At 62.1% G+C, this 25,304-nt stretch carries 21 protein-coding genes; 8 read left to right on the top strand and 13 right to left on the bottom strand.

Annotated elements, in window-relative coordinates; all coding sequences use genetic code 11:
• Positions 1 to 2,283: a TonB-dependent receptor gene (locus RTQ46_RS01310; protein WP_312434082.1), complete on the bottom strand. Its 2,283-nt coding sequence runs from the start codon at positions 2,281 to 2,283 to the stop codon at positions 1 to 3.
• A gap of 217 nt (positions 2,284 to 2,500) precedes the next feature.
• On the opposite strand from RTQ46_RS01310, the gene RTQ46_RS01305 reads away from it, so the two are divergent.
• Both RTQ46_RS01305 and RTQ46_RS01300 read left to right on the top strand, forming a co-directional pair.
• The gene (locus RTQ46_RS01305; protein WP_312434081.1) at positions 2,501 to 3,556 is read left to right on the top strand and encodes a LacI family DNA-binding transcriptional regulator; all 1,056 of its coding nucleotides are present in this window, start codon (positions 2,501 to 2,503) and stop codon (positions 3,554 to 3,556) included.
• Between the two features lie 20 nt (positions 3,557 to 3,576).
• The gene (locus RTQ46_RS01300; protein ID WP_312434079.1) at positions 3,577 to 4,518 is read left to right on the top strand and encodes an aliphatic sulfonate ABC transporter substrate-binding protein; all 942 of its coding nucleotides are present in this window, start codon (positions 3,577 to 3,579) and stop codon (positions 4,516 to 4,518) included.
• Positions 4,519 to 4,626: 108 nt separating this feature from the next.
• On the opposite strand, the gene RTQ46_RS01295 is transcribed toward RTQ46_RS01300, so the two are convergent.
• The 4 genes from RTQ46_RS01295 to RTQ46_RS01280 all read right to left on the bottom strand — a co-directional run bounded on the left by RTQ46_RS01295 (position 4,627) and on the right by RTQ46_RS01280 (position 10,339).
• Complete coding sequence (locus tag RTQ46_RS01295; RefSeq protein ID WP_312434078.1) at positions 4,627 to 5,070, bottom strand: DUF971 domain-containing protein; 444 nt, start codon at positions 5,068 to 5,070, stop codon at positions 4,627 to 4,629.
• Between the two features lie 10 nt (positions 5,071 to 5,080).
• Complete coding sequence (locus tag RTQ46_RS01290; protein WP_312434077.1) at positions 5,081 to 5,530, bottom strand: HIT family protein; 450 nt, start codon at positions 5,528 to 5,530, stop codon at positions 5,081 to 5,083.
• Complete coding sequence (locus tag RTQ46_RS01285; RefSeq protein ID WP_312434075.1) at positions 5,530 to 9,570, bottom strand: DUF3683 domain-containing protein; 4,041 nt, start codon at positions 9,568 to 9,570, stop codon at positions 5,530 to 5,532. Before RTQ46_RS01285 ends, RTQ46_RS01290 begins: the two co-directional genes overlap by 1 nt.
• Positions 9,571 to 9,847: 277 nt before the next feature.
• Positions 9,848 to 10,339 carry a YqaA family protein gene (locus RTQ46_RS01280; protein WP_312434073.1) on the bottom strand — a complete coding sequence of 164 codons (492 nt, stop codon included), beginning with the start codon at positions 10,337 to 10,339 and terminating at the stop codon, positions 9,848 to 9,850.
• A 199-nt stretch (positions 10,340 to 10,538) separates the two neighbouring features.
• Here RTQ46_RS01280 and ilvA point away from each other — a divergent pair, with 199 nt between their 5' ends.
• The 5 genes from ilvA to rapZ all read left to right on the top strand — a co-directional run bounded on the left by ilvA (position 10,539) and on the right by rapZ (position 15,965).
• Positions 10,539 to 12,074, top strand: coding sequence for a threonine ammonia-lyase, biosynthetic (gene ilvA, locus RTQ46_RS01275; protein ID WP_312434072.1), 1,536 nt, complete (start codon positions 10,539 to 10,541; stop codon positions 12,072 to 12,074).
• A gap of 120 nt (positions 12,075 to 12,194) precedes the next feature.
• The gene (gene queF, locus RTQ46_RS01270; protein ID WP_312434071.1) at positions 12,195 to 13,037 is read left to right on the top strand and encodes an NADPH-dependent 7-cyano-7-deazaguanine reductase QueF; all 843 of its coding nucleotides are present in this window, start codon (positions 12,195 to 12,197) and stop codon (positions 13,035 to 13,037) included.
• 344 nt (positions 13,038 to 13,381) lie between these two features.
• Entirely contained in the window at positions 13,382 to 13,864 is a 483-nt protein-coding gene (locus RTQ46_RS01265; protein WP_312434070.1) for a PTS sugar transporter subunit IIA, read from the top strand.
• A gap of 36 nt (positions 13,865 to 13,900) precedes the next feature.
• The gene (hprK, locus tag RTQ46_RS01260) at positions 13,901 to 14,836 is read left to right on the top strand and encodes an HPr(Ser) kinase/phosphatase (RefSeq protein ID WP_183680697.1); all 936 of its coding nucleotides are present in this window, start codon (positions 13,901 to 13,903) and stop codon (positions 14,834 to 14,836) included.
• Between the two features lie 265 nt (positions 14,837 to 15,101).
• Positions 15,102 to 15,965, top strand: a complete 864-nt coding sequence (gene rapZ, locus RTQ46_RS01255) for an RNase adapter RapZ (RefSeq protein WP_312434068.1) — start codon at positions 15,102 to 15,104, stop codon at positions 15,963 to 15,965.
• 94 nt (positions 15,966 to 16,059) lie between these two features.
• On the opposite strand, the gene hpf is transcribed toward rapZ, so the two are convergent.
• The 6 genes from hpf to RTQ46_RS01225 form a co-directional block, all read right to left on the bottom strand.
• Positions 16,060 to 16,428, bottom strand: a complete 369-nt coding sequence (gene hpf / locus RTQ46_RS01250) for a ribosome hibernation-promoting factor, HPF/YfiA family (protein WP_312434067.1) — start codon at positions 16,426 to 16,428, stop codon at positions 16,060 to 16,062.
• Positions 16,429 to 16,497: 69 nt separating this feature from the next.
• Complete coding sequence (locus RTQ46_RS01245) at positions 16,498 to 17,976, bottom strand: RNA polymerase factor sigma-54 (RefSeq protein ID WP_312434066.1); 1,479 nt, start codon at positions 17,974 to 17,976, stop codon at positions 16,498 to 16,500.
• A 4-nt stretch (positions 17,977 to 17,980) separates the two neighbouring features.
• Positions 17,981 to 18,739 (bottom strand): LPS export ABC transporter ATP-binding protein, encoded by a 759-nt coding sequence (gene lptB, locus RTQ46_RS01240; protein ID WP_312434065.1) that lies wholly within the window; start codon positions 18,737 to 18,739, stop codon positions 17,981 to 17,983.
• Entirely contained in the window at positions 18,739 to 19,329 is a 591-nt protein-coding gene (lptA, locus tag RTQ46_RS01235; protein WP_312434064.1) for a lipopolysaccharide transport periplasmic protein LptA, read from the bottom strand. The genes lptB and lptA overlap by 1 nt, the downstream gene beginning before the upstream one ends.
• Before the next feature lie 26 nt (positions 19,330 to 19,355).
• Positions 19,356 to 19,979 (bottom strand): LPS export ABC transporter periplasmic protein LptC, encoded by a 624-nt coding sequence (lptC, locus tag RTQ46_RS01230; protein ID WP_312434062.1) that lies wholly within the window; start codon positions 19,977 to 19,979, stop codon positions 19,356 to 19,358.
• 56 nt (positions 19,980 to 20,035) lie between these two features.
• Positions 20,036 to 21,046 carry a KpsF/GutQ family sugar-phosphate isomerase gene (locus tag RTQ46_RS01225; protein ID WP_312434061.1) on the bottom strand — a complete coding sequence of 337 codons (1,011 nt, stop codon included), beginning with the start codon at positions 21,044 to 21,046 and terminating at the stop codon, positions 20,036 to 20,038.
• Positions 21,047 to 21,154: 108 nt separating this feature from the next.
• Between RTQ46_RS01225 and RTQ46_RS01220 the strand changes: the two genes are divergently transcribed.
• Positions 21,155 to 23,134, top strand: a complete 1,980-nt coding sequence (locus RTQ46_RS01220) for a cation:proton antiporter (protein ID WP_312434060.1) — start codon at positions 21,155 to 21,157, stop codon at positions 23,132 to 23,134.
• Between the two features lie 14 nt (positions 23,135 to 23,148).
• On the opposite strand, the gene RTQ46_RS01215 is transcribed toward RTQ46_RS01220, so the two are convergent.
• Complete coding sequence (locus RTQ46_RS01215) at positions 23,149 to 24,315, bottom strand: DUF484 family protein (RefSeq protein WP_312434059.1); 1,167 nt, start codon at positions 24,313 to 24,315, stop codon at positions 23,149 to 23,151.
• A 34-nt stretch (positions 24,316 to 24,349) separates the two neighbouring features.
• Positions 24,350 to 25,201: an MOSC N-terminal beta barrel domain-containing protein gene (locus RTQ46_RS01210; RefSeq protein ID WP_312434057.1), complete on the bottom strand. Its 852-nt coding sequence runs from the start codon at positions 25,199 to 25,201 to the stop codon at positions 24,350 to 24,352.
• Between the last annotated feature and the right edge of the window lie 103 nt (positions 25,202 to 25,304).

Genomic DNA, 25,304 nt, shown 5'->3' with positions numbered 1-25,304 from the left:
TTAAAACTCCTTGCGCGCGGTGATGCCGACATAGCGGCTGTCGTCGCGCGGCACGCCGCGCGTCACGTAACCGGTGGAGGCCACCAGGTTGGTCGCATACGATTTGTTGGCCAGGTTTTTCGCCACCAGCGCCACGCGCCAGCCGCCGTCCGTCGACGACAAAGTGACGCCCGCATTGAGCAGCCCATACGCGCCCTGGATCGCATCGGGCGACTGGAACAGATCGTACTGCGTGCGGCTCTGGTAGCTGTAGTCGGCCGACAGGTCCAGCAGCAAGCCGTTGTTCAAGGGGATGCCGTAACTGGCGCGCACGAAGCTTTTCCATTTCGGCGAAAACGGCAGCGTCTTGCCATTGAGGTTGCACGACGCGGCCGCCGCTGCCGGGCAATTGAACTGGTCGATCTGCGCATCGGTATAGGCCAGCGCCGCGTTCAGGCTCAGTTGCGGGGTCGGTCGCGCCGTCACGTCCAGTTCCAGCCCGCGCGTGGACACCTCGCCGGCGTTGATCAGGCGCGTGACGACGGCGCCCGCCACCGTGTCATAGAAGTTGGCCTGGTAATCCTTGTAGGCGGTGTGAAAGGCAGCCACATTGACCGTCAGCCGGCGCTGCAGCCAGCTGGACTTCAACCCCAGCTCGAACGCATCCGAGGTTTCCGGTTTCAGGGCCAGCGTATCGCGCGCCAGCATATTGAAAAACACATTGTAGGCCGGGCCCTTGTAGCCGCGCGAATAGGTGGCGTAGGTGTTGATGCCGGGCGCCAGGTCGTACTGCAGGCCGACGCGGCCCGAGTAGCCGTCCTTGCTGACGGACCCATCGCTTTGCACGGCCGGCTGCACGCCTGCAAAGGCCGTGGATTGCGTCGAGGTGCGCGCATGGTCGTAGGACAGCTCATCGCGGTTCCAGCGCGCGCCGACGATGCCGCGCAGCTCGGGCGTGAAATTGAGCGTCGCTTCGCCGAACACCGCATAGCTGTCGTTCTTGACGCCATAGTCGGCGCGGCCGCTGTTGACCGCACTGGTGGTAACGATGCGCTGGTAGATTTCGCGGTCCTTGCCGTGCAGGTAGAAGGCGCCGGCCACATAGTCGACAAAGCCGTCTTTCGGCGAGGCCACGCGCAGCTCCTGCGAGAGCTGCGAAAACGCCACCGTGCCGATATCGCGCGTGGCCGGATACGCGGCCGTGATGCGCGCCGTTTCCGCGCTGTTGCCGATCGCCGAAGTGCTGGTGTACTGCGCGTTGTCCCATTCGCGTGCGGCGCTGATCGAAGTCAATGTATGGCCATTGACACGCCAGTCCACCTGGGCCGACACGCCGCGGTTGGTGTCGCGGATATCGCTGGGCAGGTCGGCGTTGACGCTGCGGTTGTCGGGCCGCGCAATGACCGGCGCTATCGCCTGCGAAAACGCGGCGCTGGTCGATTTGTAGGCCGTGAAACTGGGCGAGCCGGTGCCGCGCAGGTAATCCGCAATCAGGGTGATGTCGAGATCCTCGCGCGGCGTGATATCGACGCGCGCGCGCAGGCCCTTGCGCTCGTAGCCATTCACTTTGCCGCCGCCGGCATGCACATTATTGACGTTGCCGTCGTAGTCCGCATACAGGGCGTTGAGCGACGCCGCAATCACGTTCGGCACCAGCGCGCCGGACACGCCCGCGCGCACCCGTTTCTCATTGCCTTCGTAATAGCCGCCGTCGACAAAACCGGCCAGCTGCTGGCCCGGCTTGCGGCTGACCACATTCAATACGCCCGACGACGCGTTCTTGCCAAACAGCGTGCCTTGCGGGCCGCGCAACACTTCCACGCGGTCGATGTCGAGCAGGTCCAGCGTGGCCTGGCCGGGGCGCGCCAGCACCACGCCGTCGATCACGGTGGAGACCGTCGGCTCGACACCGGGCGAGGTGGAAATGGTGCCGATGCCGCGCACGAAAATGGTCGAGTCCTTGTTGCCGCCCTGCTGGCGAAACGTGGCGCTGGGAATCTCCTGCACGATGGATTCAATGCTGTTGCGATTCGCCTGTTCCAGCCGCTCGCCGTCGATCACGGTAATGGCCAGCGGCACCGACTGCAGGCTGGCGTTGCGGCGCGTGGCGCTGACCGTCACGCTCGGCACTTCATTGCCCGCTTGCGCGCCACCGATGGTGGAGGCCTCGGCAACGGCGGCGTCCTCACCCTGGCCATGCAGGTCGGAGGCATGCACGCCGCCGGCCAGCAACACGCTGCTGAGCAGCAGTCCCTGTTTCAATGCCGCCTGGCTGGCGGTGCGCTTGCTCGATCTCTGTTGCATGGAAAATACCCCTGTAGTGTGCGGCAGTTCTGCCTGGCGCTGCTGCGAACAACGCTTATGCGAAAAACGCAGCTGTGCGGTCATGAAATCAACTTTGTCCTGCCCGGCAACTCTGCTAGACTTTTTATGGTACCGGTACCGTTTGAAGTGTCTTTGATGGCCAGAACGAAGTCAAAGAATTAAAAAAACCTTGGTTATGTCTTTTAGGAATAAGCGCATGGCAGAAGAAAATGCAGCAGCGGGCACGCGCAAGCGGCGCGGATCGGGCCGCGCCACCATCCACGACGTGGCGCGCCTGGCACAGGTGGGCTCGATCACCGTGTCGCGCTACCTGAAGCAGCCGTCGCAGGTGTCAACGGAACTGGGGGCGCGCATCGCCGCCGCCGTGGCGCAGCTGCACTATGTGCCGAACCTGGTGGCCGGCGGCCTGGCCTCGACGCACAGCCGCATCGTCGGCATGGTGATTCCGAATATCTCGGGCCCGATCTTTGCCAATACCATCCAGAGCTTCAGCGATGTCCTGAGCGCGCACGGCTACCAGCTGCTGCTGGCGTCGAGCTACTTTTCGCAGGAACAGGAAGAAAGCGCCGTGCGCGCGTTCCTCGGCTGGTCGCCGGCCGCGCTGGTGGTCACCGGGCCATTCCACAGCAAGGGCACGGAAAAGATGCTGGCCGAGGCGCAGATCCCGGTAGTGGAAACCTGGGATTACCGTCCCCGCCGCAAGGCGATCCAGGTGGGCTTTTCGAATCTCGATGTGGGGGTGCAGCAGGCGCGCCATCTGATCGACAAGGGCTACCGCCGCATCGCCTTTGTGCAGAACAGCGTGGCCGGCGACTTGAGCGCGCTGGACCGGCGCGACGGCTATGCTGCAGCAATGACCGAGGCAGGTCTCAAGCCCTGGACTTTTATCCCGACCGAGGCGGCGCCGTTCGACGCGGGCCGCCAGGCCTTCGAGGCGCTGGCGCTGCGCAAGAAGCCGGCGGAAGCCATCATCTTTGCCAACGATAACCTGGCCGCCGGCGCACTGCTGGCCGGCCAGCGCGCCGGCATTGCCATGCCGCAGCAATGCGCGCTGATGGGCTTTGGCGACTATGCGATTTCGCCGCTGCTGCTGCCCAGCCTGACCACGATACGCCCTCCCGCGCGCGAGATCGGCGAGATCGCCGCGCTGCGCATCCTTGAAGCGCTGGGCGCCGTCCCCCTTGAGGGCAAGAGCGCCAACGCGCGCCTGAACCGCCTGGCGTGCGAAGTCATCGCGCGCGAAAGCGCCTGAATCAACTGAGAAGGAACACCATGAATATCATCAAGACTGTGGGATTGACGCTGGCCTTCACGGCCGGCGCGCTGGCACAGGCGGCCGAGCCGATCAGCATCGGCTTTCAAAAAGGCAGCGGCCTGCTGGCCGTATTGAAAGCCCAGGGCACGCTGGAAAAAACCCTGGGCGCGCAGCAAAGGCAAGTGCGCTGGATCGAGTTTCCGGCCGGGCCGCAAATGCTCGAAGCGCTCAATACGGGCAGCATCGACTTTGGCAGCACGGGCGCGCCGCCGCCGGTGTTCGGCCAGGCGGCCGGTGTCGACCTGCTGTACGTGGGCGCGGAACCGGCGCCCGTGTCCAGCGAAGCGATCTTTGTGGCGAAGGACTCGCCGCTGAAAAACGTGAAGGAACTCAAGGGCAAACGGGTGGCGTTCCAGAAGGGGTCCGGCTCACACTTTTTGCTTGTCGTGGCGCTGCAGAAAGTCGGGCTGAGCATGCGCGATATCGTGCCGATCTACCTGGGTCCGGCCGAAGCGCGCGCCGCCTTTGTCAGCGGCAAGATCGATGCATGGGTGGTGTGGGACCCGTACTTTGCCTCGGCCCAGCAGGCTTACCAGGTGCGCGTGCTGGCCGACTACCAGGGCCTGCCGCAAGCCAATGGTTTCTACCTGGCCTCGCGCAAGTTCGCGCAGCAGTCGCCGCAGATTTTATCAACCATGCTGGACCAGATCCGCGCCACCGGCAACTGGGCCGCAGCCCACCCGAAAGACATCGCCGCGCTGATCGGCCCGCTGACGGGACTGCCTCCGGAAATCGTCGCCACCTGGCAGGCCCGCACGCGCTATGGCGCCGTGCCCGTGACGGCCGATATCGTCGCCAGCCAGCAGCGCGTGGCCGATCTGTTTTACCAGCAGAAGCTGATACCGAAGCCGGTGACGGTGGCTGGCAGCGTGTGGCGTTGGCAGCCCAAAAATCCGTAGGTCGGAGTAGCGCGGCGAAGCCACGCGTAATCCGACAACATTGTTGGCGTTACCGGTGTTGTCGGATTACGCCCTGCGGGCTAATCCGACCTACGGTTGATGCTGGCATCAATGTTTATGGCCGCAACTGGGGCCATGCACATGGCCCGACGACTGTTTGACGGTCATGTCGGCCTTGGCATCGCGCCCGCTGTCGCCGGGAAAACCGGCCGCCGTCAGGTTGTCCAGATACTGCTGCCAAAGGACAGCCTGCTCGGCGCCCAGCTTGTACAGATAGGTCCACGTATACAGGCCGGAATTGTGGCCGTCGCTGAAGGTGGGCTGCACGGCGTAGTTGCCGACCGGGTCCAGGCTGGTCAGGCCCACCAGGCGTTTGCCCAGCTGCAGCGTTTCCTGGCCCTTGCCGTGGCCCTGCACTTCGGCCGATGGCGAATACACGCGCAGGTATTCGAACGGCAGCGAAAAGGCCGCGCCGTCGTCAAACGTAATTTCCAGCACGCGCGACTGGTTGCGCACGGTAATGCCGGTGGGTTGTGGGGTCGTTGTGCTCATGATAAATTCTTTATGCGGTCAAACGTTGGATGATGGCGGCATGCAGCGCCGGCAATAGCGCGCGGCGCGCCGCCAGCACCTCGGGCGGCGTGGCGCGCTGCACCACGGCCCAGCTCGGATTCGGGAAATGCGCGTCGTCCAGGTAGCGCGGAATCACATGCCAGTGCACGTGCGGCGTCATGTTGCCGAAGCTGGCCAGGTTGACCTTTTCCGGCTGCATCACTTCACGCACAGCCAGCTCGACCTGCCATACCACTTCCATGACATAGTTGCGCTCGCCTGGCGTCAGGTCTGTCATTTCCTTGACATGCCGGTTCCAGATCACGCGGCAAAAGCCGGGGTAGGCAGGATCGTCGACGGCGACCACCGACAGGCGGTCGCTGCGCCACAGCAAGGCGCCGACACCCTGCTGGCTGGCGAAGCCGTCGAGCAAACTGCACAGGTCGCAAGGGGCGGACATTACACCAGCACCCGCTCGATGCCGCCATCGTTGGCGCGTTTCACATAGTCCGGCATCCAGTTCTCTCCCAGCAGGTGTTTGGCGATCTCGACGACGATATAGTCGGCGGTGGTGCCCGAATCGTCATTGTAGCGCGACAGGCCTTGCAGGCAGGACGGGCAGCTGGTGAGGATTTTCACGTCGCCCGTAAAGCCGTCGCCGCGCAGCTTGTCGGCGCCCTTGACCATCTCTTCTTCCTTGCGGAAACGCACTTGCGTGGAGATATCGGGGCGCGTGACGGCCAGCGAACCGGATTCGCCGCAGCAACGGTCGTTCTTTTCGATCTTCACGTTGTCCACCGTGCTGATCAGGGAGTTGATGGTCTTGCCCGACTCCTGCAGCTTCATCGGATTGTGGCAAGGCTCGTGGTACATATAGCGCGTGCCGTTCACGCCTTCGAGCTTGACCTGTTTTTCCAGCAGGTATTCATGGATATCCATGATGCGGCAGCCCGGGAAAATCTTCTCGAACTGATACGTGGCCAGCTGGTCGTAGCAGGTGCCGCACGACACCAGCACCGTCTTGATGTCGAGGTAGTTGAGCGTATTGGCCATGCGGTGGAACAAGACGCGGTTGTCCGTCATCATCTTTTCGGCCTTGTCGAATTCGCCGGCGCCGCGTTGCGGATAGCCGCAGCACAGGTAGCCAGGCGGCAAGACCGTCTGCACGCCCACTTCCCACAGCATCGCCTGCGTGGCCAGGCCCACTTGCGAGAACAGGCGCTCCGAACCGCAACCGGGGAAGTAGAACACGGCTTCCGTATCGGCCGTGGTGGTCTTCGGATTGCGGATGATCGGAATGACTTTGTCGTCTTCGATATCGAGCAGCGCGCGCGCGGTTTTCTTCGGCAGGTTGCCCGGCATCTTTTTATTGATGAAGTGAATCACCTGCGCCTTGACGGGCGGCTTGCCGGTAGTCGGTGGCGGCGCCTTGGTCTGCTTTTTGGCAAATTTCTTCAGCAGGTCGTGGCCCAGGCGCTGCGCCTTGTAGCCCCAGCCGATCATGACCTTGCGGGTGGCGTTGATCGTCACCGGATCGGTGGCGTTCAGGAACAGCATGGTGGCCTTGGTGCCCGGATTGAAACTTTTCTTTTCCATTTTGCGCAGCAGGTTGCGCATGTTCATCGACACGTCGCCGAAGTCGATATTCACCGGGCACGGCGTGACGCACTTGTGGCACACGGTGCAATGGTCGGCCACGTCTTCGAACTCTTCCCAATGCTTGATGGAAATGCCGCGGCGCGTCTGTTCTTCGTACAGGAATGCTTCGATCAGCGACGAGGTCGCGAGGATCTTGTCGCGCGGCGAGTACAGCATATTGGCGCGCGGCACGTGGGTCGAGCAGACGGGTTTGCACTTGCCGCAGCGCAGGCAGTCCTTGACGCTGTCGGCAATCGCGCCGATATCGCTTTGCTGCATGATCAGCGACTCGTGGCCCATCAGGCCGAACGATGGCGTGTAGGCATTGCGCAGGTCGGCGCCCATGCCTGGCAGGTTCAGCAATTTACCCTTGTTGAAACGGCCTTCCGGATCGATGCGCAGCTTGTAGCTGCGGAAGTCGCCGATCTCTTCTTCCGTCAAGAATTCCAGCTTGGTAATGCCGATACCGTGCTCGCCGGAAATCACGCCATTGAGCGAGCGGGCCAGGATCATGATGCGGCCCACGGCTTCGTGGGCGTCCTGCAGCATTGCGTAGTTGTCCGAGTTGACGGGCAAGTTGGTATGCACATTGCCGTCGCCGGCATGCATGTGCAGCGCGACAAACACGCGGCTACGCAGGATGCGCGCATGGATCGCGGTCGCTTCGTCGAGGATCAGCTTGAAGGCGGCGCCGTTGAAGATCTGGCGCAGCTGGGCGCGGATTTCCTGCTTCCAGGTAATGCGCACGGTGCGGTCCTGCACCACGTCGAACAGGGTGGCGTCGGGCTGGGTTTCCAGGCGCGCGTCGAACACGGGCAGCAGGCGGTCCATGCCCAGTTCGGCCAGCTCATGCTTGACGTCGGCCAGCGGACGGTCCAGCTGGGCCAACAAATACGTCCAGCGGGCCGTGACCTGCGCCAGCAAGTGCTGCGCCTGCTCGGCGCGGTCGCCCAGCATTTCGGCGTCATCGACGCGGTCGTCGGATGCATCGTCGCTCTTGCCGATCGGCAGGTTGCCCTTGCCGAAGAAGTCGCTCAGGGCCTCGGCCAGCTGCAGCTTGTTCTTGATCGACAGCTCGATATTGATGCGCTCGATACCATCCGTGTATTCGCCCATGCGATTGAGCGGAATCACCACGTCTTCATTGATCTTGAACGCATTGGTATGCTTGGCGATCGCCGCCGTGCGGGCACGATCGAGCCAGAATTTCTTGCGCGCTTCCGGGCTGACGGCGACAAAGCCTTCGCCGACGCGGGTGTTGGCAATGCGCACCACTTCCGAAGCCGCTTGCGCGACCGCATTTTCATCGTCGCCGACGATGTCGCCGAACAGCGCCATCTTCGGCAGCACGCCGCGTTTCGACTTGGTGGCGTAGCCGACCGCGCGCAGGTAGCGCTCGTCCAGGTGCTCCAGACCCGCCAGGCGAATCGTCGTGTACTGCTCGCCCTTGGCCGGCAAGCCGTCCAGGTAATCCTTGATTTCCACGATCGACGGAATCGCATCGCGCGCCTGGCCGAAGAACTCCAGGCAGACGGTGCGGGCGAATTTCGGCATCTTGTGCAAGATCCAGCGCGCCGACGTGATCAGGCCGTCACAACCTTCTTTCTGGATGCCCGGCAAGCCGGCCAGGAATTTGTCGGTCACGTCCTTGCCCAGGCCTTCCTTGCGGAATTTACGGCCAGGAATTTCCAAGATTTCCGTCTTGAATGGCGCGTTCGGCTTGGTGGCGTCGCGCGTGCTCGGGTGACGCCATTCCAGCTGGAAACGCGCTAGTGCGATATCGTGGATCTTGCCCAGGTTATGGTCGAGGCGCGTGACGTCGAGCCAGTCGCCGTTCGGGTCGACCATGCGCCACGAGGCCAGGTTGTCCAGCGCCGTGCCCCACAGCACGGCCTTCTTGCCGCCCGCGTTCATGGCGACGTTGCCGCCGATACACGATGCATGGGCCGAGGTCGGATCGACCGCAAACACGAAACCGGCCTTCTCGGCCGCTTCCGATACCTTGTTGGTAATCACGCCGGCGCCCGAATAGATGGTCGCGTATTCGTGCGTCAAGCCCGGCAGCACCGTCATTTCGACGGCGCCCAGGTCGATCAGTTTTTCCGTGTTGATCACGGCCGACATCGGCGTCAATGGAATCGCGCCGCCCGTGTAGCCGGTGCCGCCGCCGCGCGGAATGATGGTCAGTCCCAGCTCGATACAGCCTTTCACCAGGCCGGCCATTTCCTCTTCCGTGTCGGGCGTCAGCACCACGAACGGATACTCGACGCGCCAGTCGGTGGCGTCGGTCACGTGCGACACGCGCGTCATGCCGTCGAAGCGCACATTGTGCTTCTCGGTATAGCGGCCCAGCACTTTCACCGTGCGCTTGCGCAGGTCATAGGTCTTGCGGAATTCTTCGCCAAAATCGGCCACGGCCTTGCTGGCTGCGGTCAAAAGCAGCTCGACATTATGGCTGCGCGCCTTGGCCACTTCCGGCGACTCGCCGCTGGCGGCCATGTCGCCGCCGGCCGCGTCGATCGACAGGCGGCGCTTGTCGACTTCGGCCAGGCGGTGATGCAGGGCATCGATCAGGCCCTGGCGGCGTTTCGGGTTGTCGAGCAGGTCGTCCTGCAGATACGGGTTGCGGCGCACCACCCAGATATCGCCGAGCACTTCGTACAGCATGCGCGCCGAACGGCCGGTCTGGCGCGCACCGCGCAGCTCGTCGAGCAGGCGCCACGAGTCCTCCCCCAGCAGCCGGATCACGATCTCGCGATCGGAAAACGACGTGTAGTTATACGGGATTTCACGCAGGCGGCTGGCTGCGGGACCATTGGGCGTTTCTGCCAATAAAGCTTGGATATGTGCGGGAGCGTTCATGGATTGGAGGCGATGTGGACTGGACCCTAAACACCCATTTTATCTTATTGCGCCGCACCATGCGGGAACAGCCTTAGCCCGCCTAAGGTTTAAGCAGTCCATCCGCCACAAAAGCAAATATGGCAAAGACGTGATTTGAATGAATAAAAGTTCAAATGAGAATCATATTTCATCGGAATATGCCAACTTTTCGCACCCGCCCCCAATTATCGGACTGCCCAAATATGGGGCAATAGCGGGGCAAACCCGCGTTGCAAAACGCCCCATCATCGACCACTCAGGACAGCATCTGTCCAATCCGGTGCCAGACGCCATCGGGCACATACAGCAACAACATTGTCATGGTCAGGTAGCGCGCGCACTTGCCGACCGCCATGTAGGCGACGCTGGGCCAGAACGGCAATTTCAGCCAGCCCGCCAGCGTGCACAGCGGATCGCCGACGCCGGGCAGCCAGGCCAGCAGCATGGTCTTGGCGCCATAGCGGGCCAGCCAGCGGAACCAGCGCGTGTCGCGCTCCTTGGCAAACGCCTGCTTGGCCCGGTAGCCCATCCAGTAGTCGACGGCACCGCCCAGGGTATTGCCAACGGTGGCCACTGCAATGGCGGGCCAGAACAGCGCGGGATTGGCCTTGATCACGGCAAACACGGCCGGCTCGGAGCCGAGCGGCAGCAAGGTGGCGGAAATAAAGCTGATCAGAAAGACCGATGTCAGCCCGACCTCCGGCGCTGCTATCAGTTGCAGCAGCCAGGTGATTGCGGATTCGATCATTGAACACTTCGCGATGCGGTAAGGCTCTCCATTATAATGAAGAGCAGCTTGCGCGCCGCACGAACCGCGCGAACGGGCAAGGGCTCACCGGCCCGCAGTTCCACAGAGCATTATGTTGCCCCGCTATCCGCCCCGGACAACCGATGCCGACGTATCCGCTCCAGTCCACACCTGGCCCAGAATCACTCGCTAGCAGACCATGAACATCGACTATCTCAAGAAAATCCTGACCGCCCGCGTCTATGACGTTGCCTCCGAAACGCCGCTGGAACTGGCGCCGAACCTGTCGCAGCGCATCGGCAACCAGATTTACTTCAAGCGCGAAGACATGCAAAGCGTGTTCAGCTTCAAGGTGCGCGGCGCCTACAACAAGATGGCCCACCTGAGCGACGCGCAATTGAAGCGCGGCGTCATCTGCGCCTCGGCAGGTAACCATGCCCAGGGCGTAGCGCTGTCGGCCGCGCGCCTCGGCTGCCGCGCGCTGATCGTCATGCCCACCACCACCCCGCCCTTGAAAATCGAAGCGGTGCGCGCGCGTGGCGGCAGCAGCGTGGAAATCGTGCTGCACGGCGACTCGTACACCGACGCCTACAACCACGCGCTGACCCTGGAACACGAACAAAAACTCACGTTTGTGCACCCGTTCGACGACCCGGACGTGATCGCCGGCCAGGGCACGATCGGCATGGAAATTTTGCGCCAGCACTCGGGCCCCATCCACGCCATCTTTATCGCCATTGGCGGCGGCGGCCTGATCGCCGGCGTGGCGGCGTATGTCAAACAGATCCGTCCCGATATCAAAATCATCGGCGTGCAGACCGTCGATTCGGACGCGATGGCCCGTTCGCTGAAAGCAAAAGAACGCGTCACCCTGCCCGACGTCGGCCTGTTCTCGGACGGCACGGCGGTGCGCCTGGTGGGCGAGGAAACCTTCCGCCTGGCCCAGCAGTATGTGGACGAAGTGATCATTGTCGACACCGACGCCATCTGCGCCGCCATCAAGGATGTGTTTACGGACACGCGCTCGATCCTGGAGCCGGCCGGCGCGCTGGCCATTGCCGGCGCCAAGGCGTATGTGGAACGGGCCAGCCTCACCAAACACCCGATCGTCAACCAGACGCTGGTGACGATCGCCTGCGGCGCCAACATGAATTTCGACCGCCTGCGCTTTGTGGCCGAGCGGGCCGAACTGGGCGAATTTCGCGAAGCCGTGTTTGCCGTCACCATGCGCGAACAGCGCGGCAGCTTCAAGCGTTTCTGTTCGCTGATCGGCGCGCGCAATGTCACGGAATTCAATTACCGCATCAGCGACGAGAAGGAGGCGCATGTGTTTGTCGGCATGCAGATCGCCGACCGCCATGAATCGGGCGCGCTGGCCAAGCGTTTCGAGGAGCACGATTTCCGCACGCTGGACCTGACCCATGACGAACTGGCCAAGTCGCATATCCGCCACCTGGTGGGCGGCAAGAGCCGGCTGGCGCAGGACGAGCTGCTGTACCGCTTCGAGTTCCCCGAGCGTCCGGGCGCACTGATGCGCTTTCTCGACAGCATGGCGCCGAACTGGAACATTTCGCTGTGCCATTACCGCAGCCAGGGCGGCGACGTGGGACGCATCCTGATCGGCCTGCAGGTGCCACCGGACGAGATGGGCGAGTTTGCGCGCTTTCTCGATACGCTGGGGTACCGGTATTGGGATGAGACCAGCAATCCGGTATACAAGCTGTTTTTGGGGTAAATAGCGAATAACCCAAGTGCAGATGCCGGGGTCGTATCCTAAGGGTACGACCCCAGTCCTTGCCGTTGGGTTGAAATAAGCTACCATTCACCCTTCACAGAAATTTGCAGCCACGCCACCATGACTACCACCAACGATCTTGCCGAACTGTCCCCCCTGGGCAAAAGCTCGGCCTACCGCAGCGATTACGCTCCGGAGCTGCTGTTCCCGATCCCACGCCAGGGCAAGCGCGACGAGCTGGAGCTGCGCGGCACCCTGCCCTTCTTCGGCCTCGATATCTGGAACGCCTACGAACTGTCGTGGCTGAACCTGCGCGGCAAGCCGCAAGTGGCGGTGGCCAAGGTCAGCGCGCCGGCCGACTCGCCCAATATCATCGAGTCGAAGTCGTTCAAGCTGTACCTGAACTCGTTCAACCAGACGCGGCTGGACAGCCCGGAAGCGCTGCTGGCCTTGCTGAAACAGGATCTGTCGAACGGTTTCGGCGCGCCGGTGCAGGTCGAGCTGACCTTGCAGGAAAATTTCGGCAAATTGAAAATGGGTGAATTCGACGGCGTGCTGCTCGACCGCCTGGACCTGGAAATCACGCAATACACGCCGTCGCCGCAGCTGTTGACGGCCGCGTTCGACGAAGCGCCCGTGGAAGAAAAACTGGTGTCGCACCTGCTCAAATCGAACTGCCTGGTGACGGGGCAGCCGGACTGGGGCAGCGTGCAGATCGAGTATGCGGGACCGCAGATCGACCAGGAAAGCCTGCTGCGCTATCTGATCGGCTTCCGCGAGCACAATGAATTCCATGAACAGTGTGTCGAGCGCATCTTTGTCGATATCTTGCGCCATTGCAAGCCGCAAAAGCTGTCCGTGTATGCGCGCTATACGCGCCGTGGCGGCCTGGACATCAATCCGTGGCGCAGCAACTTCAGCACCGGGCAGATGCCGGGCAATTTGCGCAACGCCCGCCAATAAGCACTGGTCAGCGCTGCCGGAAGGGCGCAGAATGATGCTTTCAGGCATGCTAACTGTGTTTTAAAACAACGCCAGTACCGAGCTTGCAAGCAACAGAAAACGCTGAAAAGTCGGAAAATCGGCATTCAGCGACGGAAAAACCGGCTGGAGTTTCGTTTTTAATCAAGAAATAGCTAATTCACCTTGATGTTATTTTTTTGTTAAAATGATGACTACTCTTGCCGGAGCGCCCACTGCGCCGGCAGCAAGCATATACTGTTGAGAATTGGCGTTACAGGCCGCACAAACAGGCCTATAATTCGGCTCGCAAGCCTTCTGCGCATTGCACCATTTCATTGAGTGTCATGACTAATCTTAGCAAAATACTATCCCTCGAAAACGTCCTGCTGGACCTGGAAGTCTCCAGCAAAAAGCGCGCTTTCGAGCAAGCCGGCCTGATCTTCGAAAACAATTACGGCATCGCCCGCTCTACCGTGTCGGACAATCTGTTCGCGCGCGAACGCCTGGGTTCGACCGGCCTCGGTCATGGCGTGGCCGTGCCGCATGGCCGCATCAAGGGCACCAAGACGCTGAAGGCGCCACTGGGCGCCTTCGTGCGCCTGGTCGAACCGATTCCGTTCGAGTCGCCCGATGGCAAGCCCGTCAGCCTGCTGTTTTTTCTGCTGATCCCCGACCACGTTACCCAGCAGCATCTGGAAATCCTGTCGGAAATTGCCGAGATGTTTTCCGACGACGCCTTCCGCACGGCGCTGGCCACCGATCCGGAACCGAAATCCGTGCATTCGCGCATCGTCAATTGGCAACCTAGTCTGCAAGCGGCGGGTTAAACTTCAGGTCTTCCTCCACTCCTGAAGAAAACTGCCATGTTGCAAACGCCGCTGACGATACAACGCCTGTACGACGACAATCGTGAAAGTCTGCAACTGGGCTGGTTTGCCGGCTTTCCCGGCGGCGAGCGCCTGATCTCGGGCGATGTTTCCTCGGCCGCCGACCAGGTCGGCCATTTGAACCTGATCCACCCAGGCCGCATCCAGGTGTTTGGCCACCAGGAAATCAATTACTACCAGCGCCTGAAGGTCAATACGCGCACCCACGTGATCGGCGAGCTGATCGCCGGCGGCCCGCCCGCGCTGATCATCGCCCAAGGCCTGGAAACGCCACCCGACATCCTCGCCATCTGCGACGAGCAGAATATCCCGCTGTTTTCCACGCCGCTGCCGGCCGCGCAAGTGATCGACTTCCTGCGCGTCTACCTGTCAAAAAAGCTGGCGCAGCGCATCATCATGCATGGCGTTTTCATGGACGTGCTGGGCGTGGGCGTGCTGATCACGGGCGACTCGGGCCTGGGCAAGAGCGAGCTGGGACTGGAACTGATTTCGCGCAGCCACGGCCTGGTGGCCGACGATGCCGTCGAGTTTTCACGCATCGCGCCGAACATGATCGAAGGACGCTGCCCGCCGCTGCTGCAGAACCTGCTCGAAGTGCGTGGCCTGGGCCTGCTCGACATCAAGGCCATCTTTGGCGAAACGGCTGTGCGCCGCAAGATGCGGCTGAAACTGATCGTGCACCTGGTGCGCCGCAATGCGCTGGAAGAAGAAGTCGAGCGCCTGCCGTTCCTGTTCCCAACCGAAGACGTGCTGGGCCTGCCGATCCGCAAGGTCGTCATCCCCGTCGCCGCCGGCCGCAATATCGCCGTGCTGCTGGAAGCGGCCGTGCGCAATACCATCTTGCAATTGCGCGGCATCGATACCTTGCAGGAGTTCATGGAGCGGCAACGATTGGCCATGAGTGGCGATTGATATTGCCAAGGAGTTCGCCCTTGCAAGGGCGAACCGTTCCGCAGGCACGAAGCTGCGCTTCGTCAATTCCCTGCTTCACCAACGATTGGCAATGAGCGGCGATTAGCGCGTAGGTCGGATTAGCGGGCCTTGGCCCGCGTAATCCGACAACATTGTTGGCACCGGCACGTGGGTTTGTCCAATCCGCACCACACAAGTAATTGCAATAATTTGTAAGCCGGGTTGCCACGGGGCGCGCATGCGGTCTTTATTGTATGATTGCCGCATGCATATCGTCCTTATCACCGGCATCTCCGGCTCCGGCAAATCCGTCGCACTCAATGTGCTCGAAGACACCGGCTATTACTGCGTCGACAACCTGCCGCCGGCCCTGTTGCCGAACCTGGTGCAAACCCTGCGCGAAGAGGGCGCCACCCATTTGGCCGTGGCCGTCGATGCGCGCAGCGCCGAGTCGCTGGTCAGCCTGCCGCACAATGTGGCGCTGCTGCGCGACCAGGGACATGACGTCAAGGTGATGTTTCTGACTGCCACCACGCATTCGCTGGTGGCACGCTTTTCGGAAACGCGGCGCAGCCATCCGCTGTCGCATGAATTGCGCCCCGACGCCAATCCGGCCAGCCGCCGCACCCTGATCGAGTGCATCCTGGAAGAGCGCGAACGCCTGTCGGCGATCGAGCAGCTCGGCCATGTGATCGATACGTCCGAGCTGAGCGCCAACAAGCTGCGTGCCTGGGTCAAGGATATCGTTGCTTCCGAACGCGCGCCGCTGACCTTGTTCTTCGAATCGTTTGCCTTCAAGCTGGGCGTGCCGCTGGACGCCGACTTCGTGTTCGATGTGCGGGCCTTGCCGAATCCCTATTACGACCTAGCGCTGCGTCCGCTCGATGGCCGCGACGCGCCGGTGATCGCGTTTCTCGACGCACAGCCGAGTGCGCTGGAGATGTTTGCCGACATCCGCAATTTTGTGGAAAAATGGTTGCCGTCGTTCAAATCCGACAACCGCAGCTATCTGACGGTGGCGCTCGGCTGCACGGGCGGCCAGCACCGCTCGGTGTACATGGCGGAACATCTGGCGCAGTATTTTGCGGACAAGGAACGGGTCGTCCTGCGGCACCGCGAGCGTCACTGAGCAGTGAACGAGGAAAAAATGGCCGCAAAAAAGGGCGCGAGTAAAATACAGCGCGCCCTTAGTTGATCACAACAATCTGGAAACGGCAGGCCGGCTAGACAGCGGCGGCGGCTTCTTCAGAGTTGTCGGTGTTGTCAGGCAGATGCTTGATCGCCTCTTTACCGTGCCCTTGCACTTTGGTTTTGTACTTCATCACTTGCCGGTCCAGCTTGTCGATCAGGCTGTCGATCGCGGCATACAGGTCTTGCGCCAGGCTTTCCACATAGACGGTCTTGCCGCTCAGTCGCAGATTCACTTCGGCCTTCTGGCGTTTTTCTTTCTCTTTGAGGTTGTCGACGGTCAGAATCACGGCAATATCGATGACGTGATCGAAATGGCGTTTCACGCGTTCCAGTTTGGTTTGTACGTATTCACGGATGGCTGGTGTCACTTCGAGATGATGTCCGCTGATGGTGAGATTCATACACACTCCTAAAGATGATCGGGTTCGTGCGGTGTCCGTGACATCCGGACCGTAGAGGAACCGAAAAAACTACAAAGACTTACGCAGGCTCACTGGCGGAATTTTCAACGCTTCCCGGTATTTGGCAACAGTACGTCGCGCAATCACCATGCCTTGTTCCCCCAGCATGTCCGCAATCTTACTGTCGGATAAAGGATTTTTAGGGTTCTCTGCTCCTGTCAATTGCACGATCAATGCCCGTATCGCCGTCGAGGACGCTTCCCCTCCTGCTTCGGTGGCGACATGGCTGCCAAAGAAATACTTCAACTCAAACATTCCATGCGGGGTCAGCATGTACTTTTGGGTTGTTACCCGCGAGATAGTACTCTCGTGTAAACCCAGTGTATCAGCTATTTCACGAAGCACAAGTGGCCGCATGGCAACTGCGCCATGCGAGAAAAAATCCTTTTGTCGTTCTACTATCGCCTGCGCCACGCGCAGGATGGTATCGAAGCGCTGGCGCATGTTCTTGATCAGCCATTTGGCTTCCTGCAGCTGCGCGCCCATGCCGCCCTCGCCTTTGCCCTGCTTGAGCAGGTTGGCGTACATGGCGTTCACGCGCAGGCGTGGCATCACGTCATTGTTCAGCGATACCTGCCAGCCATTGCGGGCGCGCTTGACCACCACGTCCGGCACCACGTAGTCGGACACGTCGGACGCGAACACGGCGCCCGGATGGGGATTGCACAGGCGAATCACGGTCTGTGCTTCGCGCAGGTCTTCATCGTCGCAATCGAGGGCTTTTTTCAGCTTGTTGAAGTCGCGCTGGGCAAACCAGGTCAGGTGTTTTTCCACGATGGTCAGGGCCATGCGGCGCGTCACCAGCGCCACCTGTGGCAGGCGCTTGATCTGCAGCGCCAGGCATTCGGAGGCGTTGCGCGCGCCCACGCCGGCCGGGTCGAAACTTTGCAGCAGCGACAGCGCCGTGCGCAGCTCGTCGGCGTCCACTTCCAGCTCTTCCGGCAGGCGCGCCTGGATCTCCTCGAGTGGCTCTTCCAGATAGCCATTGTCGTCCAGCGCATCGATGATCAGTTCGACCAGCGCGCGGTCGCGCAGCTCCAGCACGGTCACGCGCATCTGCTCCATCAGGTGCTCGCGCAAGGTGCAGTGATGGGCCTCCAGTTGTGGCCTGGAATCTTCGTCATCGGGCGCCTTGCCGCGACTCGCTTCGTTCCAGTCGCTGTCGCCGCCTTCGGGCGCGGCCGTGCTTTCGCCGCCATCGCCATCAAAGGTTTCCGCTTCGGCGGCTGGCGCCGGCGCGTCCTGGCCCGGTGGCGCCGGCGGTGCTTCGCCGGGCGCCGCGGTCGAGCTCAGCGCACCATCGGACAGCAGGCGCAAGGAGCGGTCGAGCGGATCGTCGAGCCGTTCCAGCAAGGGATTATCGGTCAGCAATTGCTCGAGCTCCTGGTGCAATTCCAGGGTGGACAGTTGCAACAGGCGTATCGATTGCTGTAGTTGCGGCGTCAGTGCCAGATGCTGCGAGGTGCGCAGCTGCAGTGATTGTTTCATCGGCTTACATGCGGAAGTGTTCGCCCAGATACACGCGGCGCACCGACTCGTTGGCGATGATGTCGTCGGGCCGCCCGGACGCCAGCACCGAGCCCTGGTTGATGATGTAGGCGCGGTCGCAGATGCCCAGCGTTTCGCGCACATTATGGTCGGTGATCAGCACGCCGATATTGCGTTCCTTCAAAAACCGCACGATGCGCTGGATCTCGATCACGGCGATCGGATCGACGCCGGCGAACGGTTCATCGAGCAGCACGAAGCGGGGATCGGTGGCCAGCGCGCGGGCAATTTCCACGCGCCGCCGTTCACCGCCCGACAGCGACAGGGCCTGGTTTTCGCGCAGCTTTTCGATCTGCAAGTCGGCCAGCAGCTTGTCGAGGCGCTCCTCGATCTCGGGCTTTTTCAGCGGACGGCCGTCGACGGTCTGGATTTCCAGCACGGCGCGAATATTGTCTTCCACCGTCAGCTTGCGAAATACCGACGCTTCCTGCGGCAGGTAGGACAGGCCCATCTGCGCGCGGCGGTGGATCGGCAGGCTGGAGATATCGACGCCGCTGATGTCGATGGTGCCGCCGTCCGACGGCACCAGGCCGACGATCATGTAGAACGAGGTGGTCTTGCCGGCGCCGTTCGGACCCAAGAGGCCCACCACTTCGCCGCATTCGACTTGCAGCGACACGTCATGCACGACCTGCCGCTTGCCATAGGTCTTTTGCAGTCCCCGCACGATCAGGGTGCTGCCACAGCGTAAATTGTTGTCCATTATTTCTTTCCTGGCGTGGGCACCGGCGCAGGCGCGGCGGGCGCCTTCTCCGCCGGCGTCTTGTTCTTCGGCTGGATCACCATGCGCACGCTGCCGGCGCCCGGGGCGCTGGTACCGCTGTTGCTGTTTTCCATGTTGAACAACTCGTTGCGGCTGTCATACGAGATAAAGGCGCCGTTGGCCACGTCGGTCGGCTTGGTGCCTTCCAGGCGCGTGAGCTTGGCGCGGGTAAACAGTTTCACCACTTCCGTCTTGTTGTTGTATTCCACGCGCTCGGCTTCGCCTTCGATCCACAGGTCGCCGGCGCCATCGCGTTTCTGGCGGAAAGTGGCCAGCTTGCCCGCATCGGCCCAGAACGTGATGAACTGGTAGCCCTGCGGATCTTCCGTGATCAGGGCGCGGCCGGCCTTCATGGTCAGCGTACCTTTTACCAGCACCACGTCGCCGGTCAGCGTGCGCGTCTGCTTGATGTCATCGACCTGGCCGCGCTGGGCGGTGATCACGGCTTCTTTTTCGGAGTCGGCCTTTTCGGCCCGGGCCGTGCCCATCACGGCCAGCGAGAACAGGCTCAACAGCAAGATTTTTTTCATTTTATATTAGTCCTTTTGCATATCTTTTATTGGGCCGGCGCAGCAGCGGGCGCCTGCACCGGCGTGCGCGGCGGAATCACGATGCGCACCGAATTGGGCACGTCCACCACGCTGGTGGCGTTGTTGGCGTTCAGGCCCACGCCGGTCACATGCGAGCGGCCCGACACCAGGTCGACCGGCACGGCCGACTCCATCCGCTCTTCGTCGGGGTAAATCGTCAGCGCCTCGGTTTTCAGCGTCAGGTTCTGCGTTTTCGGCCCGGCTATGCGGTCGATCACCACATTGCGCGACAACTGCAGGCGCGTGTTGTTCTGGTCGATATGCGCCAGTTCCGCGTTCATGTTCAGCGGCGGCACGCCCGGGCTGATCTTGCGCACGAAAGGCTGGTCGATATTGGACGAATCGTCAGCCGGGAAATGCGTGAGCTTGGCGCCGGACACGATATAGCTCGGTTTGCCCTGCAAATCCATGCGCACCATGCTGAAATTGGTGACGAAATAATCGGGCTCGTCGAGCTTCTTGCTGCCATTGACGTCCTGGCTGCTCTTGTTCATCACTTCGAGCAGCCAGAAGCTGCCCAGTGCGAACACGACGGCGCCCAGCACGGTAAAAATCATGCGCCAGCGATGGGCGCCTTCTGGCTTCCGCATAGTGTTTCACTCTCAAAAAGTTGTGCCTCCCTGCCGGTCCGGCAGGCCTGCGGGCATCAGATCACCTTGGCCTGTGTCAGGTCATGGATATGCAGCGCGCCGACCAGCTTGCCGTCAGCGTCGACCACCAGCATCTGATTGATGCGGTGCTGCTCCATCACGGCCACGGCATCGACGGCCAGACGGTCGGGCGCGATGCTGCGCGGCTGCGCATGCATCACGTCGCGGATCGCCACTTGCGTGAAATCCTGCACGCGTTCGAACATGCGGCGCAGGTCGCCATCGGTAAACACGCCCACCGGGCGGTCCTGCGCATCGACCACGGCCGTCATGCCCATGCCCTTCCTTGTCATTTCTTCCAGCGCCTGCAGCAGCGATGCGTCCACCGGCACTTTCGGCACCCGCTCGCCGCTGCGCATCACGTCATGCACGTGCGTCAGCAGGCGGCGGCCCAGGGCGCCACCCGGATGCGAACGGGCAAAATCTTCTTCCTTGAAGCCCCGCAAGTCCAGCAGCGCCACCGCCAGCGCGTCGCCCAGCGCCAGCGTCACGGTGGTGCTGGCGGTCGGCGCCAGGTTCAGCGGACAGGCTTCTTTTTCCACCGAGATATCGAGATGCACGTCGGCCAGCTGTGCCAGGCTCGACTGCGGCTTGCCCGTCATCGAGATCAGCACGCCGCCCATGCGCTTGACGACCGGCATGATGGCCATCAGTTCGGCCGATTCGCCGGAATACGAGATGGCAATAAACGCATCCTCGGACGTAACCATGCCCAGGTCGCCATGGGCCGCTTCGGCCGGATGCACGAACATCGCCGGCGTGCCGGTGGACGAGAGCGTCGCGGCGATCTTGCGCGCGATATGGCCGGACTTGCCGATGCCGGATACCACCACGCGGCCCTTGCATTCGAGCAGCAGCGCGACGGCGCGGCCGACACTGTCGTCCGTGGCCAGGCGCGCATGCAGCGCGATGATGGCATCGGCCTCGATTTGCAAGGTGGTGCGGGCCAGCGCCACGGCCCGCTCGCTTGTGGCTTTCATGTCACTTCGATCAAAAGCTTTCTGCATTGTTTTTTCATGGGTTACACTCATCCCCAAAGTATAAACGAATTAGGAAAGCAAAAAACTTGCCAGTCACAACAAACAACGATTTCCACTGACCTCCCCGGGCAACCCATGTTTTCCTCGCTAGAACTGACCTTGATGTTACTCGGCAGCGCCGTGCTTGGCGTGGTCGCTTTCAGAATGTTGCATTTGCCGCCCATGCTCGGCTACCTGGCAGTCGGCATCGTCATCGGCCCCCACGCGCTGGGCCTGGCGGCCGAGAATGAAGCGAGCCATACGCTGGCCGAATTCGGCGTCGTGTTCCTGATGTTTTCCATCGGGCTCGAATTCTCCCTCCCCAAGTTTCTCGCCATGCGGCGCATCGTGTTCGGACTCGGCATGGCGCAGGTGGTGACCACCATCGTCGCCACCGTCGTGTTCGGCTGGTTCGTCGGGCGCTATCTGTCGGCCTACTTCCACCTGAGCTGGCAGGCCGCGTTTGCGCTGGGCGGCGCGCTGGCCATGTCGTCGACGGCCATTGTGTCAAAAATGCTGACGGAACGGCTCGAACTCGAAAGCGAACACGGCCGCAAGATCATCGGCATTTTGCTGTTCCAGGACCTGGCCGTGGTGCCGCTGCTGATCCTGATACCCGCGCTGACCAAGGACTCGGAGAACCTGGCCGAAACGCTGGCCTGGGCCGGCGCCAAGGCGGTGGTGGTATTGATCCTGCTGCTGTTCCTCGGGCAAAAGATGGTGCGCGGCTGGCTGACCATCGTGGCCAAGCGCCGCTCGCAGGAGCTGTTCATGCTCAACCTCTTGCTCATCACGCTGGGCGCGGCCTGGATCACCGAACGCGCGGGCTTGTCGCTGGCGCTGGGCGCGTTTGTTGCCGGCATGCTGATATCGGAGACCGAATTCAAGCACCAGGTGGAAGAGGATATCAAACCGTTCCGCGACGTGCTGCTGGGCCTGTTTTTCATCACGGTCGGCATGCTGCTCAATATCCGCGTGGTGTTTGAAAACTGGTGGCTGGTGTTATTGCTGCTGTGCGCACCGGTGCTGCTCAAATTTGCCCTGATCGCCGGCCTGGCCCGGCTGTTCGGTTCGACCAATGGCGTGGCGCTGCGCACGGGGCTGGGGCTGGCGCAGGCCGGCGAATTCGGCTTCGTGCTGCTCAACCTGGCTGGCGGCATCAGGCTGATGGATCCGTTCGTGGTGCAGGTGGTGCTGGCGGCGATGGTGCTGTCAATGCTGGTCGCGCCGCTGATCATTGCGAAATCGGACGCGATCGTCATGAAGCTGGCCGCCAACGACTGGATGATGCAGTCGCTGGCGCTGACGAAAATTGCCACGCGCACCATGGCCGCGCAGAAACACGTGCTGATCGCCGGTTTCGGGCGCAGCGGGCAGAGCCTGGCCACGCTGCTGGCCGAAGAAAAGATCGAATACCATGCGCTCGACCTCGATCCGGAGCGGGTGCAGGAAGCGCAGCTGGCCGGCGCCCATGTGTCGTATGGCGATGCAGGACGGCGCGAAAGCCTGGTGGCGGCCGGCATTTACCGCGCCAGCGCCATCGTGATTACCTACGCCAATACGCCGTCGGCGCTGCGGTTATTGCACCTGGTGAATGAACTGGCGCCGACACTGCCCGTGATCGTGCGCAGCTATGACGACAGCGACCTGGACCTGCTGCGCGACGCAGGCGCCACCGAAGTGGTGCCGGAACTGATGGAAGGCAGCCTGATGCTGGCCTCGCATGCGCTGATCATGATGGGCGTGCCGCTGCGCCGCGTGGTGCACCGGGTGCAGGCGGCGCGCGAGGAGCGTTATGCCTCGCTGCGCGGCTATTTCCATGGCGCCAGCGATGCGGGCGACGACGCCGATCTCGACCGCCTGCATTCGGTGACGGTTGGCGATGGCGCGCGGTGTGTCGGTTTGCCCTTGAGTACGGTGGACGTGGCCGGCTGCGGCGCTTCCGTGACCACCATCCGCCGCGGCCGGGGCCGGCTTGACGTCACGCCGGAGCTGCAACTGGCCAGCGGCGACGTGGTGGTGCTGCGCGGCACCGCCGACGCCGTGGCAAAAGCGGAAAGCTTGCTGCTGAAATAATCAGCAGTCAGCGATCAGGCCACGCTGGCCGCGGCGCTGACCACCTGGTTGCGGCCATTCGCCTTGGCCTGGTACAGGGCCTGGTCGGCATGCGCCACCAGCTGCTGGGCCACCGTTTCAATCGGCAATTCGGACGCATGGGCCGGCAGGCTGGCCACGCCGATCGAGACACTCACGTGCGTTTGCGCGCTGCTGGGCAGGTCGAACGGCATGCCGGCAATGCTGGCGCGGATGCGCTCGGCAACGAAGGTGGCGCTGTCGAGATTGGCATCGATCAGCAGCACCACGAATTCCTCGCCGCCAAAGCGCCCCAGCGCGTCCGAACGGCGCAGCTCGTGGCGGATGCGCACCGCCACCTCGCGCAGCACCTCGTCACCGCCCTGGTGGCCATGCGTGTCATTGACCAGCTTGAAGTGATCGATATCGATGTACATGCACGAGATGCAATAGTGCTGGCGCTTCGCGCGGGCAATTTCTTCCAGCAGGCGCCGGTCGATATAGCGGCGGTTGTAGACGCCGGTCAGCGCATCGGTGAGGCCGATATATTTGAGCATTTCATTGCTGATCACGTTTTCCAGGCAGATGGCGATAATCGACGCCATGTGCTGGATAAAATCCGTGCCCAGCGCCGGCGTAAAGCGCAGCGCGTCATTGCTGGCCAGGTTCAGGCTGCCGATCAGGCGCTTGTTGCGCAGCAAGGGCACCAGCGCCACGCTGCGCAGGCCCGCATCGGCGCCGGGAAAGCGCGCGCCGTGCACCGCCGCATCGAACGCGCCCAGCAGCGGCGCCGGCACCGGTGATGCAAAGCCCAGCTCGCCGGCCTGCTGCACGAACAGCATTTGCGGGAAAGCGCTGAAATCGACGCCCAGCTTTTCCATCACCACCAGGATATCGTCGCCCTCGTCGACCAGGCTCAGGGTCACGCCGTCGAGTTCGGAAATCACGGGCAAGGTGCGGAAAATCGTGGCGATCAGTTCGGGAAAGGTGGAGGCACCCACCAGTTCCAGGTCGAATGCCTGGTGGCGGCCCATGATGGCGTGGTTGCGCTCGACCTGCTCCAGCAGGAAGGCCAGGCGCGCGCGCAAGGCCTGGTTTTCCGCCTCCAGGCGGGTGACCAGTTGGCCCTGCCCGTTGGCGTCGCTGGCTTGCTGGCCTGACACTGGCGATATCGGTTGACTCATATAAACCTTGAACCCTTCTGTGCGGCCATGTCGCTTAAAACGCCAGTTCGAAACCGACTTCCTGGCCGACCACGATGCGCTCATCGCCGCCCTGGGTGACGATGGCGTTCATGCCGAAACAGATCGCGCCGTCCAGTTCGGGCTTGGCCCGGTAGCCATGCATGACATCGAGCGGATCCGGTCCCGGCACGCCGGTAGCCTGGTCGACCGACGGAATCGGGCAGCGGGCGCACGGCTTGACCGGTTTTAATGTCGTATTGCCAAACTGCAAAAACTCGGCGTAATCTTCTTCAAACGCGCCGATGCCGCCGATCACCAGGTTGGGCCGGAAGCGGTTCATCGGCAAGGCGTCGCGGCCGATGGCGCGCAGCCTGTCGTTGACATCGTCCAGCGAGGCGGCGCCCGCCACCAGGATCGGATAGCCATCGGAAAACAGCGTGCTGGCGGCAATGCCGCCGGTCCACTGGGTGCTGGTGGCGCGCACCACGTCCGGATGAAAGCGTACCAGCCGGCACGGCACGCCGATGGCGTTGGAAAACCAGGCGGCCGTCACCTCGTCGCAATCATAGGCGCGCACCGGCTCGTCCCACAACTGGACTTCCAGCATGGGTGCGCTCTGCGGATGCGGCAGGCCCAGTTCGATTTCCAGGCGCAGCATGCCCGGCGCGCGCAATTCCAGCGTGGTGGCCTTGATTTTTGGCACGATCAGCGCCATGCGCGGGTATTCGCGCTGGGTCAGGAAGCGGCCGGCGCTGTCGACCACCATCCATTCACGATCGTAGACTTGCTCGCTCATCAGGCCGCTTGAAGTGAGCACCGCCTCGCGCAGCGCAATGCCGGCGCACGACTTGATGGGATAAAAGGTGATTTCGGACAGGATAGCCATGCGCCACGGGCAGCGCCGCGGCTGCCGTCAGTTTATTGTTCAAAGGCGAAGTATGGCAGCAAAGCGGGCCAGCGTAAATCTGCCTGATGAGGCAAACCCGGCG

This window comes from Janthinobacterium sp. (genome assembly GCF_031995485.1).
In the GTDB taxonomy this organism is placed as follows: Bacteria; Pseudomonadota; Gammaproteobacteria; order Burkholderiales; family Burkholderiaceae_D; genus Janthinobacterium.
Note: the sequence above shows the minus strand (reverse complement) of the source record. Positions and strands in the feature narration are given on the sequence as shown.